At 62.9% G+C, this 14,858-nt stretch carries 16 protein-coding genes; 3 read left to right on the top strand and 13 right to left on the bottom strand.

Annotated features, from left to right (window positions below; genetic code table 11):
• Positions 1-18 precede the first annotated feature (18 nt).
• A complete protein-coding gene (locus SH809_12920) occupies positions 19-354 on the bottom strand; it encodes a flagellar export chaperone FliS (protein ID MDZ4700603.1) in 336 nt (111 codons plus the stop codon).
• Between the two features lie 392 nt (positions 355-746).
• On the opposite strand from SH809_12920, the gene SH809_12915 reads away from it, so the two are divergent.
• The gene (locus SH809_12915) at positions 747-1,253 is read left to right on the top strand and encodes a hypothetical protein (GenBank protein MDZ4700602.1); all 507 of its coding nucleotides are present in this window, start codon (positions 747-749) and stop codon (positions 1,251-1,253) included.
• A gap of 75 nt (positions 1,254-1,328) precedes the next feature.
• Positions 1,329-2,483 carry a glycosyltransferase gene (locus SH809_12910; GenBank protein MDZ4700601.1) on the top strand — a complete coding sequence of 385 codons (1,155 nt, stop codon included), beginning with the start codon at positions 1,329-1,331 and terminating at the stop codon, positions 2,481-2,483.
• A 128-nt stretch (positions 2,484-2,611) separates the two neighbouring features.
• Here the strand turns inward: SH809_12910 and SH809_12905 are convergent, their stop codons facing one another.
• From SH809_12905 to SH809_12850, 12 genes are all read right to left on the bottom strand, one after another.
• Positions 2,612-3,439 carry a flagellin gene (locus SH809_12905; protein ID MDZ4700600.1) on the bottom strand — a complete coding sequence of 276 codons (828 nt, stop codon included), beginning with the start codon at positions 3,437-3,439 and terminating at the stop codon, positions 2,612-2,614.
• A 211-nt stretch (positions 3,440-3,650) separates the two neighbouring features.
• Positions 3,651-4,484, bottom strand: a complete 834-nt coding sequence (locus SH809_12900) for a flagellin (protein ID MDZ4700599.1) — start codon at positions 4,482-4,484, stop codon at positions 3,651-3,653.
• Between the two features lie 234 nt (positions 4,485-4,718).
• Complete coding sequence (locus tag SH809_12895) at positions 4,719-5,570, bottom strand: tetratricopeptide repeat protein (GenBank protein MDZ4700598.1); 852 nt, start codon at positions 5,568-5,570, stop codon at positions 4,719-4,721.
• 111 nt (positions 5,571-5,681) lie between these two features.
• On the bottom strand, positions 5,682-6,629 hold the full coding sequence (locus SH809_12890) for a flagellin (protein ID MDZ4700597.1): 948 nt from the start codon (positions 6,627-6,629) through the stop codon (positions 5,682-5,684).
• Between the two features lie 55 nt (positions 6,630-6,684).
• Complete coding sequence (flgK, locus tag SH809_12885; GenBank protein ID MDZ4700596.1) at positions 6,685-8,085, bottom strand: flagellar hook-associated protein FlgK; 1,401 nt, start codon at positions 8,083-8,085, stop codon at positions 6,685-6,687.
• Between the two features lie 48 nt (positions 8,086-8,133).
• The gene (flgN, locus tag SH809_12880) at positions 8,134-8,691 is read right to left on the bottom strand and encodes a flagellar export chaperone FlgN (GenBank protein MDZ4700595.1); all 558 of its coding nucleotides are present in this window, start codon (positions 8,689-8,691) and stop codon (positions 8,134-8,136) included.
• A gap of 4 nt (positions 8,692-8,695) precedes the next feature.
• Positions 8,696-9,073, bottom strand: a complete 378-nt coding sequence (locus SH809_12875) for a peptidoglycan hydrolase (protein ID MDZ4700594.1) — start codon at positions 9,071-9,073, stop codon at positions 8,696-8,698.
• 64 nt (positions 9,074-9,137) lie between these two features.
• A complete protein-coding gene (locus SH809_12870) occupies positions 9,138-10,274 on the bottom strand; it encodes a flagellar basal body P-ring protein FlgI (protein MDZ4700593.1) in 1,137 nt (378 codons plus the stop codon).
• A gap of 217 nt (positions 10,275-10,491) precedes the next feature.
• Positions 10,492-11,106 carry a flagellar basal body L-ring protein FlgH gene (locus SH809_12865; GenBank protein MDZ4700592.1) on the bottom strand — a complete coding sequence of 205 codons (615 nt, stop codon included), beginning with the start codon at positions 11,104-11,106 and terminating at the stop codon, positions 10,492-10,494.
• Positions 11,107-11,109: 3 nt separating this feature from the next.
• Positions 11,110-11,910, bottom strand: a complete 801-nt coding sequence (locus SH809_12860) for a flagella basal body P-ring formation protein FlgA (GenBank protein MDZ4700591.1) — start codon at positions 11,908-11,910, stop codon at positions 11,110-11,112.
• Between the two features lie 10 nt (positions 11,911-11,920).
• A complete protein-coding gene (gene flgG / locus SH809_12855) occupies positions 11,921-12,706 on the bottom strand; it encodes a flagellar basal-body rod protein FlgG (protein ID MDZ4700590.1) in 786 nt (261 codons plus the stop codon).
• Between the two features lie 113 nt (positions 12,707-12,819).
• Positions 12,820-13,599, bottom strand: a complete 780-nt coding sequence (locus SH809_12850; GenBank protein ID MDZ4700589.1) for a flagellar hook basal-body protein — start codon at positions 13,597-13,599, stop codon at positions 12,820-12,822.
• 225 nt (positions 13,600-13,824) lie between these two features.
• Between SH809_12850 and SH809_12845 the strand changes: the two genes are divergently transcribed.
• A complete protein-coding gene (locus SH809_12845) occupies positions 13,825-14,841 on the top strand; it encodes a glycosyltransferase family 2 protein (protein MDZ4700588.1) in 1,017 nt (338 codons plus the stop codon).
• The last annotated feature ends 17 nt before the right edge of the window (positions 14,842-14,858 follow it).

The raw sequence follows: 14,858 nt of genomic DNA, 5'->3' as shown, positions 1-14,858 counted from the left end.
TCAATCGGGCAGAAGGTTTCAGCCGGCGGATTGAGGCACCGTCGCATTCACCAGGAAGCCCTGTTTCCACGTCGTCCGCAGGTCGTCGAGCATCTCATGGACCAGGTTGAGGTCGCCGGAGATGCTCTCGCGCATGCAGAATTCGTAGATCTGGGAGAGACGAACGGACAGATCGCCCCCGTCCTCGAAGTTGAGGGAGGAGATCAGTTCGATCAGGATTTTTCGCAGCTTGATACGGTCGCCCGTGTGGCACGCGAGGACCGCGAGGTCGTAAAGCTTGGCGATCAGCTGTGCAGGAGAGGCCGATAACACATCTTGCCTCTGATACTGAGCCGATGCGTGCTTACTGTACATATTCAGTACCCGTTAGGATGATGAGTCGCATACACGCCGGCAGCGCCGATAGCGCGCTGGAAATCCCGTATGGAGGGTCCGATTGTGGGGAAGAAATTTCCAGCGCCAACGCGTTTTCTACCGAAGTTCGCGGCGGTCTGCCAGGCGCACTAGAAAGCTATCGGATACGAAATCAAGTTCTTAAATGCAGCCCGCAACGATTCTTGCGCTCAAGGCCATGGCAAAACCCGGACAAGGAGGCATTCGGTGGCGGGTTCATCACAATTTGGCACGCTTAAGGCTTCAAGGCCCCATCAAACGCCCGGAATGCGCCGGCGGCTGCTCGAGGATTCGACGGCCGGGCAACCGATTCTCGGGTTCGTACTCTCTATAACACCAGCCCAAAGAGCACCATGGAAGATCGTTCGAAAGAAGCATTTGCACAGTTCAGCGCGGCGCAAAACGCCCTGGAGAGCGGCGACCTCGATCGCGCCGGCGAGTTGTTCGAGCGGATCGACTACGAGGCGATCGAACGCGTGGAGCCGGACGATGCCCTTGCGGCGCGCGTCCTGGCGCTGCAACTCTGCATCTTGCAGGAACGGTATAAACAGGCCATGTATCACGCGGACGCCGCGCTGGACCTGGCCGAAAACGAACCCCTCATTCACCACCTCGCCGGCCAGGCGTTGTGGGCGGAAGGTCATCACCGCAGCGGCGCTGAGATGCTGGTGTTCGCAGCCGAGCTGCTGGACGGCGAGGCCGAGCGGACCGAGCCGTTCCACTTCCAGGTCGACCCGGCCCAGGTCTACTACTACGCCGCCGAAGCCTGCCAAACGTTCGAGAAGGAGAGCGCTGCCGAGCAGTATTATCATAAGGCCATGCAGTTCTCGAACGAGCCGGCCGGTTTGTCAACGCTCTGATCAAGCAAGTCAAACGGCCAAACCGTTCAACGCGAAACGTCCAGCACTGAATAGATGATGACGCAACAGACCCCGATGCCACGCTCTGTCGGCGCCGCGCCGAGCCTGTCCCTGTGCATGATCGTCAAGAACGAGTCGAAGACGCTTGAAAAGTGTCTGGCGTTCGCCCGCCCGCATATCGACGAGATTGTGATCGTCGATACCGGGTCGACCGACGGTACGCAGGCCATCGCACGTCGTTATGCCGACGTATACGACGAGATTGTGTGGCCGGGCTCGTTCGCCCTCGCGCGCAACCATAGCCTGAACCTGGCGACGTCGGACTTCATCCTCATCCTCGATGGGGACGAGTACATCGAGCAGCCGGCGGCCTGGAAACGCATCCGCGAAAGCCTCGGCCTGCTCGACTACGCCGCCATGCTGCTGCCGGTCAAGAACCTGCTCGGCGAGGCGAATGTCGTCGAGGCCGATGTGTTCTGGCAGGAGCGGATCCTCCGGAATCATCCGGACATCCGGTACATGGGGAGCGTCCACAACCAGGTGATGGAGGCCATCGCCGCGCACGCCAAGCAGACCGGACGGCAGATCGTCCGCCTCGACGCCGAGATCGTGCACACCGGCTACGCGCTCTCCGAGCCCGAGATGGTCAAGAAATACAAGACGCGCATCGACCTCCTCCGCCAGGAATACGACCATCCCCGGTCGGACATCTACCGCGCCTACTACGGCTACCAGCTCGGCCTCATCTATTACATCATGCGGCGAAATGAAGAGGCTGCGCGGCTATTCCGCAGCATCGACTATTCGAAATTGACGCCCGAGAATGCCTATTACACACGGCTTCTGGGCGCCCAGACGGAGATGCGCCTCCAGCGGTACCCCGAGACGCTCGTGCACTGCAACGAAATGCTGGCCCTGAATCCGCGCGAGCCGGTAGGGTACTATCTGACGGGGATCGCACTGATCCGCGCAGGGCAGACGGAAGACGGCATGCTCATGCTGCTTCAGTCCTACACGATCAGCGAACAGACCGGTGCGTACATCCGATTTGTCATCAATCCGAGCATCCTGCTGCGACACCTGACCCTCGCATGCCGCGGCATCGGGCTGGAAAAACAGGCGCGTGCCTTCGAGGCGCTGAGCGCGGAAGGGGCGTACGATCCTCAGGTCGTCCAAACCTATATCACGGCGCTGCAAGGGGCTTTCGCCCGGGCCAGCGTGGGTGTTTGATGAGGCGTCCCCCTGAAAATAAAGAACACCCCCCCGATTTCTCGGAGGGGTGTTCTCGGCAGACCGGTGGGTCTGCCGACCCACGGGAGCATGCTTGCCAGAACCGTCCCGTTTCTGGGTTTAAACCCCTAGAGCAGGGACAGCACGATCTGCGGACCCGTGTTCGCCTGCGAGACAGCGGCGATACCGGTCTGCTGCAGGATCTGCAGCTTCACGATCTCGATCTGTTCTTTGGCGAAGTCGGCGTCCATGATCCGGCTGCGGGCCGATTCCTGGTTGATCATGTTGATGTTGAGGTTCTCCTCCTTGAAGGAGAGCGCCAACTGGTTGTCACCCAGGCTGCCCAGTGTGCTGGCGATGGAATCGATGGCGTTATCGATTCCGGAGAGCGATCCCGTCGCGGATGCTGCGGACGATACGTTCAACGAGGTGGACGATACACCGAGCGCGCCGGCCGAAATAGCTCCAACTGTCACAGCGAACGTATCCGAGCTGCTGGCGCCGACCTGGAAAGAGAAGGTGCCGGCGGTGAATACGGACACGCCGTTGAACGTCGAAGTACTGATAATCGAGTTGATTTCAGTCGAGAGCGCCTTGAGCTGATTGTTGATCAGCGTTCGCTCGAAACTACCGACCGTGTCGTTGGCGCCCTGGATCACCTTTTCCTTCATGGTCATCAGGATTTCCTGAATGGTGCCCAGGCTGCCTTCGGCAATTGTCAACATACTTTTCGCATCACCAATATTCGCCAGCGCCTGCGCCTGACCGCGGACACGCGATTCGAGCTTCGTGCCGATCGAGAATCCGGCCGAGTCCTGTTCGGCGCTGTTGATGCGGGTGCCCGTTGCGAGTCGCAGCTGTCGCATTCCAAGTTCGGAATTCGATTTCTGCAGCTCGAAGAGCGATTGCATCGATTGAATGTTGGTGTTAATGCGAGTTAAATCTCCGAATGCCATGTTCCTTCCTCCGTTTGTGTTGGTTATTGGCTAGGAGTGAGTGGGGTTCGGGGTGGTGGTGCGAGCACCGCCCCGGACTCACTTTGTTATTGGGTCCTTGTGTCCCCGCGTGCCGGCCTCCGTTTGCGAGAGAGGGATCGGCGGCGGGAACGGGTCCTCGGGGGTGATTTCAGGTTGGCGGCCCGAAGGCCGCCTTCCTCGTTTCATCCGCCTACTGGAGTAACGCAAGGATCGACTGGGGCGCTACGTTGGCGTTAACCAGCGCGTTGAGCCCCGTCTGCTGCAGAATCTGCAGCTTGGCGATCTCCATTTGCTCCTTGGCAAAGTCGGCGTCGGAGATACGACTCTTGGCCGACTCGTTGGTGATGATCGAGGTGGAAAGGTTATCTTGCTTATAGCTCAGCGCCAGTTGGGAGTTACCCAGGCCGGCCATGATGCTCGCAATGGTAGAAATGCTACGGTCAATTCCGCCCAACGACGCCGCCGCCGATTGGGCCGATGCCACCGCGAGGTTGGCCGAGCCTACGCCCAGTCCGCCGGCCGATATGGCGCCTACGGCCACCTGGAACAGGTGATTGCTGGACGGGCCGACCATAAAGCTAAGTGCGGTCGACGAAAAGATGCCGCGGCTCAGGAACAGCGCGCTGCTGATCACGGAGTTGATCTCCGTGGAAAGGCTGTTCAACTGGGACTTCACGAGGGAGCGTTCTTCGCTGCCCAGTGTGTCGTTGCCGCCCTGGATCACCTTCTCTTTCATCGTGGCGAGGATGTCCATGATGGTGTTCAAAGCGCCCTCGGCCACCGTCAACATGCTTTTGGCGTCGCCGATGTTCGAGAGGGCCTGAGCCTGACCGCGAAGCCGGGCTCCCAGCTTCTGCGAGATAGAGTAACCGGCTGAATCGTCCTCCGCCTGGTTGATCCTGCTGCCGCTGGCCAGCCGAAACTGCCGCATGCCGAGGTTCATGTTCGTGCGGTACAACTGATTCAAAGCGCCCATCGATTGGACGTTGGTATTAATGCGAGACAGATCTCCAAATGCTCCCATGGTCGTGTTGTTTGGTTTGTGAATGGTTCGGTTCTGGCGTGAAAGATCATTCTGAAAATTGTATCGTCGTGCCCTGTCCTGCCTTAAGGCGATGCTTACAAAAATGATTGTGTAGATGGATCGGCGTTGATGCGTTGCACGTTTGGGCGTTGAGCGTTTTGAGGAGAATCGCGGGGGAACGCAAAAAAGCCGGCACAGGGGGCTGCGCCGGCTTTCGTAACGAGTCGTAAGGAATCAGGAGCTCGCGCGGGCGTTCATATCCAGGGCGCCAGGCGCCGTCAGCCGGCGCGCTTCCTCGATGTTGCCTTCGCGAATACACAGCGCCACAAGGCGCCGGCGGAGCAACTGGTTCCGGGGGTCCTTGGTGAAGGCGGAGCGGTAGAGGGGGAGCGCCTGCTGCGTCCACCCCTGCTGCACCAGGGTCTGGAGTAATTCGTCATTGAATTCGAGTGTGTTGGTGGTCATGAGCGTCGCGGCGACGCGGCCGGCTTCGTCGGGCTGGTTGCGGTAGAGTGTGAGCCGGAAATAGTCCTCCAGGAGGGCGGCCGGCATCGATGCGAGCCCCTCCGGGAACGCCTCGGCCAACCGTTCGGCGACGGTGTCCCACGCCTTGAGCCGCCACGCGCAGGCCGCCGCGCATAAATTCCACTCTCGGAGCGGCAGCGCCCGGTCCCACGCCGCCGGTTTCGCGGGCGGCTTGAAGCCGGCGATCACCGCGGCTGCTTCTACAAACCCCTTATGCGCCATGAGTACGTCCACCAGGACCCGGTGCCCCGCCCACTGTTTGCGGTAAAACGCAACCGACTGCTCGGCGTGGCGGCGCGCCTTCTTCAGGTCGCCAGCCTGTAGGAACGACGCGGCGAGAGCGGCATGCATAGCGGCTTGATCCTGGTCTGGCAACGGGAGCTTGTCCCCGAGAATCATCCGCAGCGAGATATTGCGAGGGTCGGCGTCCTTGTGCATCACCGCCGGCAGGACGTCCGGCGCGATATCCGGCAGCCGGGTCGTCTCGGGAAGCGTCAGAACCGGAAGCCGGTAGGCCGACAAAAAGGATGGGCCGGTAGAGAGGGAGGAGGCGGAGCGCATGTGAGTAATGGGTTACAGGTTACGGGTTACAGGTGTCAGGTTCCTGGATGTGATAAGATGACGAGCTCCTGGAGCCACGACCCTTTCGCGTAACCAATCATGGAAGAGCCGCTAAATGTAATTAAGCAGCGAGACGCTGAGGATGCGGCCGGCGATCTGGAGCGAATTCTCGAGGTCGGCCTGGGTCTTCTGAAGGGCGATGATCGTCTCGGCGAAGTCGGCGTCCTCGATACGCGACCGGTGCTGGGCGATGGTCGTGCCGGCGTCCAGCAGCTGATCCTCGGCCAGGGTCAGTTTATTACCCCGGGTGCCAATCTCGGAGGTCAGTTCCACCAGGTGGTCCAGCGCTCCCTGGATCTTGCCGACGCTGCTGGCGATGGCCTCGGTGTCGTTCGAGCGCAGGGCATCGGCCAGGTTCTGAAGGGCCTCGGTGATCGTGAAGTCGGTGACCCCGTCGCCGTCCCGATCGACATTGACCACCTGGTCCCCGCTCACCGCGACGTCCATCGTGACGTCCGGCCCGATCGCCCGCGGGCGTGGCTGGTCGTTTCCGTAATACACGACGCCGGCCGTGTCGGCCGTAGGATCGGTCGCGTCGATGGCGAAGGGCTTGACGGTGGAGCGGGTGCCGGCGTAGAGGTACTCGTCGTCGATCTGCTCGTTCAGTAGGTCGATCGTGCTTCCCATCAGGGTGTCCACCAGCGAGGCGATCGTGTCGCGCTCTCCATCGTCGAGTGACTCATTCGTGGCGCGGACACTGCTTTCGTAGGCCTCGGCGAACAGATTGGCCAGCCCCTCCAGGTTGTCGCTCGTTTGGTCGACCCAGCTCCGGGCCACCCCCATCGAGCGCTCGTACTGGTCGTAGCGGTTCTGCAACTGCTCGTACTGCCGGGCCCGGGCGTAGCCAGCGGCGTCGTCGGATGCGCGGTTGATCCGGAGGCCCGAGGTGAGCTGCTCCTGCGCGATCGCCAGGTTGCGCTGCTTGTTGAGCAGGTTGCCCTGGAAGGCGACCGTCGAAAGGCTCATGGCGCGCGATACGGCGCTGGATTCCATACTCATGATGCGTTGGGATTCAGGGTTTAGAATGCAGAGGGTAATGTGCCGCGGAGATACGTCATGGCAGGGCCAGCAGTGTATCCATCATCGTCTGCGCGGTGCCCAGGACGCGGGCGGCGGCGGCGAAGGTCTGCTGATAGAGAATGAGATTGGCAAGCTCATCGTTGATCGACACGGCGGACACGCCGCGTTCGAGTGCGCCGAGATAGTTCACGACGGCCAGATGCCCCTCGTACTGATCGTTTGCGCGCTCCACCTGCGCGCCGATGCCGCTGGTCAAGTTAACCGCATGGTTTTCGAAGGTCTGGTTGCCGAGGCCAGCCTGATCGACGAGCCGTTCGGCCAGGATGGCCAGAGCGACGTCGTTATCGCTCTGGACAGTCGGGTCGGGGTCATCGGAGGCGGCGATGGCGCGGGGGTCGTCGATGTCGGCGGAAAGCGCGATCGAGCCGGCCGTTACGCCGGCCGGGTCAAAGAAGTTGAGGCCTGTGCTCCCGTTGATGCCGAAGCCCCCGGAATGAAGGGTGTTGATCCGGTCCACCAGCGCGGCCGCGAGATCGTCCAGCTCCTGGCGCGCATCCGGGTAGGCGACGGTCAGAGCGCGCATGAGGGCGCCGAGCCGGCCGTCATCGCCGGGCGTCGGGTTAAAGGAGATCCCGGTGGTCTCGTACGAGAGGGTCGGCAGCACGCCGGAGGTGTCCAGCTCGAGGTGTTCGACGGTATCCCCCTGGAGCACGACCATGCCCTGGATCGTGACGTTATACATATGCTGGTCGTCCACCCGAACCTGCAGGGGCGCCATCTCGGACATCTCTTTGATGAGCTGGTCGCGCCGGTCCTCGCCGGCCAGGTCGGGCGCGTTGCCCGCCCGCCCGCTCGCAATGCGCTGGTTGAGCCGGGCCAGCTCGTCGAGCCGGGTGTTGAAGTCCTCAACCGTCTGAGCGAGCTCTACGATGCTATCGTCCTGGAGGCGGTCGATGTCGGTCGAGATCCGATTCATCGCCAGCGCGAGGCTCTCGGCGCGGTTCTGAAGGGAAACGCGGGCCGACAGGTTGGTCGGCGTGTCGGCGACATCGCTCCACCCGTTCCAGAAGTTGTTGAGCAGGTTCGACAGGGACGCGTCGCTGTTGATGGGGAAGAGGTTCTCGAGCGCGCTCATGATGCGCGCTTCTTCATCGGACGCTCCGAGGCCGGCGTTCGCCTCCCAGGTCGCCGCGGCCAGCACCTGGTCCCGCACCCGGTCGATGTCGTTGATCGAAACGCCGATGCCCGTCGCGGACCCCATCGGGGTGTAAATCTGCACGCCCGCGCTCGCGCTTGACGCCGATTCGAGCGTCACACGCCGGCGCGAGAAGCCTTCGGTGTTCTCGTTGGCGATATTCTGGCCGATCGTGTTGATGACGGCGCTGGTCGTGCGGAAGGACCTCCGCGTGAGCTCGATTAGCTGGTTGATGCTCATGATAGGCTCTGCTTGGGCGTGGTGCGAAGGGCGGTCCGGACGGACGGCTTACCCCATTCGGTTGACGATGGGGCGCGTTTTACCGCCGATCGTGGTCTTACCGCGAGGCGTGTACAGGGAGATCGGGACGGGTTGATGGACGGCTTGCACCGCCTGGATCAGCTCTTTGCCCAGATGAAGGGCGTATTGCAGCGTATAGGCCAGCTCTTCGCTCTTTTCGCGTGTCACCGCGGCCAGCTCGGTGATGGCCGTGCGGGTTTCGAGCAGCGCCCGGGCGGTTTCCTCGCCGCCGCGAACCTGCTCGAGATGCGCGGCCAGCTTGACGATCGAGGGCCGATCATCCTCCCAGCCCAGCGACGCGGCGATGCCGGCCATCAGCGCTTCCTGCTCTTCGTACAGCCTTGTCAGGGCATGCAGCCGGTCGTTCGCCGACAGCGTCGTCTCGCGCACCTCGGCGGATTCACGCGTCCGCATCGCGGCCATCTGGGCCTCGATGCTGGCTTCGAGGGCGCGCAAGGCGGCCCGGTGCTCGTCGAGCTTCCCCGCGAGGCGCCGGGATTGATCGAGGAGCGTGTCGGTGGCGAGGGCAGGAGTCGGCAGTTCCATGGGATCAGGGCGTTAAGGGCTTGATAGAGGCCGCGCCGTCGGCGTCTGAGGCGGCGATGTCAGAAGGGTCTTCGGCGCCGGCCTGGCGTTGCCATTGCGATAGGAGGAGGTCGGCCAGGCCGAAGGTCTTCTCGTCGACCAGGTGCCCTGTCAACACGTCGGTCAGCATAGACCGCTGGGTGTCGCCGTAGGCCTTCATCCAACCCGGCCCCTCGTCGCCGCTGAGCGATGTCTTGAAGAGTGGATCCGTGAGGGTCTTCACGAATTGCTGCACGAGCACGTGCTCAAACGCCTTCGCCGCCTCCTCGGGGTTGGAAGCGCGGCCGAGCAAGTCCGGGCTGGCGCCGCGCGCCGGGTCGGGAGAAAGAGGTTGGATGGACATGGGGCGATGCGGTTTAATGTGTACCTGTGTAATGTTCAATTTTTAATAGGTAATAGTCCTTGACTCATAAGATGATCAGTTCGCCTTGCAACGCCCCGGCACGTTCAATCGCCTGGAAGATGCCGATCACGTCGCGGGCCGTGAGGCCGAGTTCGTTGAGGGCAGCGGCGAGCTGGTTGACGTCCGAGTTCGGGGCGAGAACGACGGAGCGGGTGCCACTTTCTTCGATGTTGGCCGTGCCGGCGGCGCCCTGGACGGTTTGGCCCTGGGCGAGGGGGTTCGGTTGAGAGACGAAGGGATCCACCTGCGTGGAGATGACGATGCTGCCGTACGTGAGCATCACCTCGCTGACGCGGACGTTGCCGCCGGCGACGATGATGCCGGACCGCTCGTTGACGACCAGCCGCGCCGGCACGTCGACGCTGATCCGCAAATCCTCCAGCGAGGCCATCAGACCAGGCACGCCGCCCACGTCGGGCGGCATCAGGACCCGCACGAGGCCGGCGTGCTCTACCGTCGCGGCGTCCGCATAAAGGCCGTTGATCGCCTCGGCGACCCGTGTGGCGTTGGTGAAGTCGGGCTCCTTGATGAGCAACCCGATATCCGTCCGGTTCGCGAAGTTGAGTGGCACCTGCCGTGACACGAGCGCCCCGTTGGGGATGCGGCCCGTGTTGGTATGATTGATCTTCACCGACGAGCCCAGGCTGGAGGCAAGCACAGAGCCGGTCGAGATCGGGCCCTGCGCCATGGCGAATACCTCGCCGGTGATCGGGTTCTGGAGGGGCGTCTGGATCAGGATGCCGCCCGAAAGACTCGTGGCGTCCCCGATGGCGGACACCGTGGCGTCGATGAGGCTCCCGGGGCTACTGAAGGGGTCCAGCACGGCGGTGACGATGACGGCCGCCGCGTTGCGGGAGGCGAGCTGCTCGGGGTCCACGGCGATCCCGAACCGCTGCAACATGTTGGCGATGCTGCGGATCGTGTGGGGCGAGCCGCGCTCCCCGCGGGCCCGGTCGCCGGTGCGGTCCAGGCCCACGACGAGGCCGTAGCCCGTCAACTGGGTCGGGGAGGTCGACTCGATCGAAACCAGATCCTTGAGCCGCACTTCGCCGGCATTCTGCGCCCGCGCCGCCGGCGCTACCGCCGCGAGCAGCGCCACGACCAGCACTACGGTCGGAGAGGATAAAAGGGGAATGTGCATTTTTTCGAAGGAACCGTTGAGAATTGCACTACACTCTATTCGTCATCCCCCGGTCAAAGCCGGGGGCAGGCTCCCGCGAAGGCGGGAAACGAGCGAAGCGACTTACGATGTAATCCATGGCACCATCCCGCCTTGAATGGATCCCCCCATCGAGTTGGGGATGACAGGCCTGAAGGGAATGTGCGGTCTTCAGGTAGGGACACGATGTGTCGTGTCCCTACTGTTGCATCCCGACATAGGCGGCCGCTCCGATGGCGATCACCGTCGCGATGCCCGTGATGGCGCCGGGGCCGAGGAAGGCGCGCTTGACGCCGCCGGCGCGTTTGTAGACGATGTTGGCGTTGGCCAGCTGGTACGAGAGGACGGAGTTGTCGCCGAGGATGTCGAACGGCCGCACCATCCCGCGCACCTCCATCAAGTGCGTCTCGCCGTTCACATTGAGGCTGCGTTCGCCCTGGACGACCAGGTTGCCCGAAAGCGAATCCACGGCGACGATGAGCGCCGTCATGGTGCCCCGGAGAAGGTCCGACTGAACGCTTCCGTTTCTCCGCTCGGCGTCATTCTGAAACGAGGCGTTTACGCCGAATTGCCCGTTCAGCGTGGCGCCGGCGTCGAGGCTGCTGCCGCTGTCGAGGTTGGACCGGCTGCTGCGCTCCCACTGGCTCTCGCGCTCGGCGGCGGTCCGCTCGGCCAGGTTGATCGTGATCGCATCCCCGATCCGATAGGCCTTGATGTCGGCGAACATGGAGCGCTGGGCCGCGGACAGGGAGGGGAAGAGGAAGGACAACGTCACGAGTCCGCTAAGGATCAGGATGCGTCGGGCGTTTTTCATGGGTTACTTCAAGGTTTCGATCCACTCCGCGGCGCCGGGGCCGGTGAGGCGGACTTTATACATGGTTTTGGTCGCCGGCGCATACAGCCGAATGCTGTCGCCGACAAAGCCCTGCGATCGGGCCTGGCCTTTGATCGAAAGGAGCAGGCGCTCCCGCCGGTACGTCATCTCCACCGGTTCTCCGGTGGTTGCCGCGTACGCCGGCCGCACGTCGTCACGCTGCAGGGCGCGGTCCGCGCCGAGGTGCCGATGTGCGAAGAGCGGTCCGACCGCCAGTTCGCGGAAGAGGGCCGGCGTAAGCGGCTCCCCGGCAAACCGTGTGGTTTCAATCCAGGCAAAGGCCACATCCCCGGAGTCGATCTTTTCGTCTTTGTTGACTGTACGGATCGGCGTGGCGACCGAGTCAAAATGGGCGATATAGATCTGCGCCCAGCCGCTTTCCAGCCAGATGCCATCAACCTCTTGTCGTTCGAGGTCGGCCTGAAGCCTGCCCCGGGGGAGGGCGTTGCCGGGGGGCAGCACGAGGCGGAGCGGGCCGTCGTCCGGGAGTTCGCCCCCTGTCCGCACCAGCCGTACGTCAAGCCGGCCGGCCTGCTCGGGATACGCGGCATCCAGCGCGGCCCGCGCCGCCGCTAGAATCCGCGCCTTGCCCGGCTGCGCCGGGGAAGGAAGGCAAAAGGCAAAAGAGGAAAGGAAAAAGGAAAAACAAGAAAGGCAAAGGGCAAAAGGCGCCCCACGAAGGGGGAAGTTCCACATAAACCGCGGACCCCGTACAAACCCGATTTTGCCTTTTGCCTTTTTCATGTTGCCTTAATTACCGCTTAATCTGGTTGGCCTGCTGCAGCATCTGGTCGGCCGTGGTAACCACCTTCGTGTTCAATTCGTAGGCGCGCTGGGCCGTGATGAGGTTGACCATTTCCTGGACCACCTGCACGTTCGAGTTCTCCAGATAGCCCTGGATCAACCCACCCAGACCCTCCTGGCCAGGCGTCCCGATGATGGGCTCGCCGCTGGCGTTGGTCTGCTCATAGAGGTTGCCGCCGATGGCCAGCAAGCCGCTGTCGTTGTTGAAACGAGCGAGCTCGATCTGACCGAGTTCTACGGGAGTAACATCCCCCGGGATCGTGGCCATCACCACCCCATCCTGCGAAATATCCACCCGGCTGGCATCTGGCGGGATCGAGATTTCGGGCTCCAGGCGGAGACCGCTCTGGGTGACGATGGTGCCCTCGGCGTTCAGCGTGAATGTGCCGTCGCGGGTGTAGGCCACCGTGCCGTCCTGCCGGGTGACCTGGAGGAAGCCCTCGCCGTTGATGGCGATATCGAGCGGATTCTGCGTCTCGGTCAGGCCGCCCTGTTGGAAATTGCGGACGGTGGCGATAGCCGTGGCGCCATGGCCCATCTGCAACGTCGCCGGCTGCGTCGTCCCCGAGTCTCCCTCACTCGGGGCGCGGACCGTCTGATACAGCAGGTCCTGAAATACGATCTTGGAGTGTTTGTACCCCGTCGTGTTCGCGTTGGCGAGGTTATTGGCGATGTTGTCAACGCCCTGTTGCTGGGCTTGCATGCCCAGCGCGGCGGTCCAGAGTGCTCTTAACATGTTGGTTGCAGGTTGGAAAGTTGCAGGTTTGCAGGTTTGCAGGTTGCAGGTTTACAGGTTGAAGGCAGCAAGTTTGAGAACCTGTAACCTGCAACCTGTAAACCTGTAACCAATCAGAACCGGCTCAATTCGCGCGTGGCGCGTTCGAGGTAGCCGTCGACGGTGGTCAGGGTTTTTTGTTGGGCTTCGAAGAGACGGCTGTAGGCGATGAGTTCGCTCATCTCGCGGACGGCGTCTACGTTGCTGTTTTCGAGCTGGCCCTGGATGACGGCCGGCTCGTCGATGTCCTGCGGTTCGACACCGTTCGCGAGGAACGAGGCCGCGTCGATGCGGGTCAGCTGTTCCGGCGCGTCGAAGCGGACGACGCGCAGGGTCCCTACCAGGCTGTCGTCCACGATCACGTCGCCGTTGCGGCGGATCTCGACGGTCACCGCGTCCTCGGGGATGGTGATCGGGCCGGCCTGGCCCTCGACGACGAGGCCGTTCGGCGCGCGGAGTGTGCCCTCCTCATCCGTGAGGAAATGGCCGGCGCGGGTATAGCGTGTGGCCCCGGTATCGGGGTCGGAGAGAACGAAGAACCCTTCGCCGTTCAGGGCCACATCCAGCGAACCGCCGGTCTGCTCGAGGCTGCCCTGCTGCTGGTCCACCCAGTGCCCGAGCTGGCGCGTGCTGTAGGGTGACTCTTCTTTGTCGAGCCCCTCGGCCAGCACCTCGACGAATGAGCGGTCCTTCCGGAAGCCGACCGTGCTGGCGTTGGCGAGGTTGTTCGCGATCCGCTCCACCTGGCGGACGTGCGACGTCATGGATTGATAGCTGTTTTCGAGTCGGAGCAGCATGAAGGTGACCGATGTGTAGGAGTTGCGTGGAGGGGGGATGTACAAAAGACTTGCCATGCCGGCATGGGGGGATCTGCGTCGCGCAGGGGTCCAATCACCTCCGGAATGCGGGCATAAGTTTCCTGAATCAGGGGCGGAAATTGCCCGACGATCGGCCGGCGAGGCACCGGCAACGGCCCGGTGTTCGTTACGGCGTGCGGCCGACGACCTGCCGCGCGACCTGTCGGGCGATGGCAGGGTTTTTGACCTCGGGGCCAACACACGTCTTGTATCGCCCTTCCTATGAACAGCATCCTCGAACTCCAGAAAGCCCGCGCCACGCCGCGAGGCGCCAGTCGACACGCCGACGTGACGTTTGTCATGCCGCTGTTCGACCGCCTCCGGTATTTCTCCCTGTACCTGGAGGAGGGGCTGTGGGATGGACTGCCGCTCCAGATCGTCTGCGACGGCGCCAGCGCCACGACGAGGGCGGACCTCGACCTGCTGACCGCTGGCCGGCCCGACATCCACATCCATCACTACGACACCAACCGCGGCGTCGCCTGCACCCGCGGCGCGGGCATCGCCCTGGCCGACACGCCCTACATGGGGTTCTGCGACGACGACGACTTCCTGAACGAGGCGGATGCGTTCCTGGATGAGGCGACGGCGCTGATGGACATGGACGCCCCGGCGCTCTTCACCGCCATGCCGGCGGTCTTCGCCTTCAACGAGTCCCTCCAGATGAACCTCCAGTACGACCGCCGCGGGTTCGACGGCAAGACCGGCTTCGAGCTGCTCTGTTACCTCGTGGCCACCGGCGAAATGCAGGTGCTGACCCTCGGCAGTCTCTTTCGGCCGGCCGACCTGCGGGGCACGGAGCCTGAATCGTTTTTTAAGGTGAGCGAAGACTATGTCTTCCTCGCCCGCCTCTGCGCCCGCTTCCCGGAGCGCCGGGTGCGGATCGCGCGCGCCGGCCGCTACATGCGGCTCGTCCAGCACGGCTCGCTGTCTTCCCGCGAAACCTACGGGATCGATAAAATCACCATGCACCTCGTGTCGATGTGCGTCGGAGCCACCTACCTGATCGAAATGAGGCGCCTGAGCCTGCCGCTCTTCCGAGACCTGCTCCGCAAGCGGGGCGACGTCCTTCAGGCTTCTTACACCCGCGGCCGCGAGGCGGCGGCGTTTATCGCACACCTCCTCGGCGGCCGGGAGCCCGTCGCGTCCGACGACGAGTCGCGGGAGGTGCTCCGCGTGCTCGAATCCAACCGAATCCTCCTGCCGGCCGAGTTCAAACGGCTCGCCGGCTGGAATTAACGCTACCTATTTCATCT

Source organism: Rhodothermales bacterium (genome assembly GCA_034439735.1).
Lineage (GTDB): Bacteria > Bacteroidota > Rhodothermia > Rhodothermales > JAHQVL01 > JAWKNW01.
This window is presented reverse-complemented; position numbering and strand designations above follow the sequence as displayed.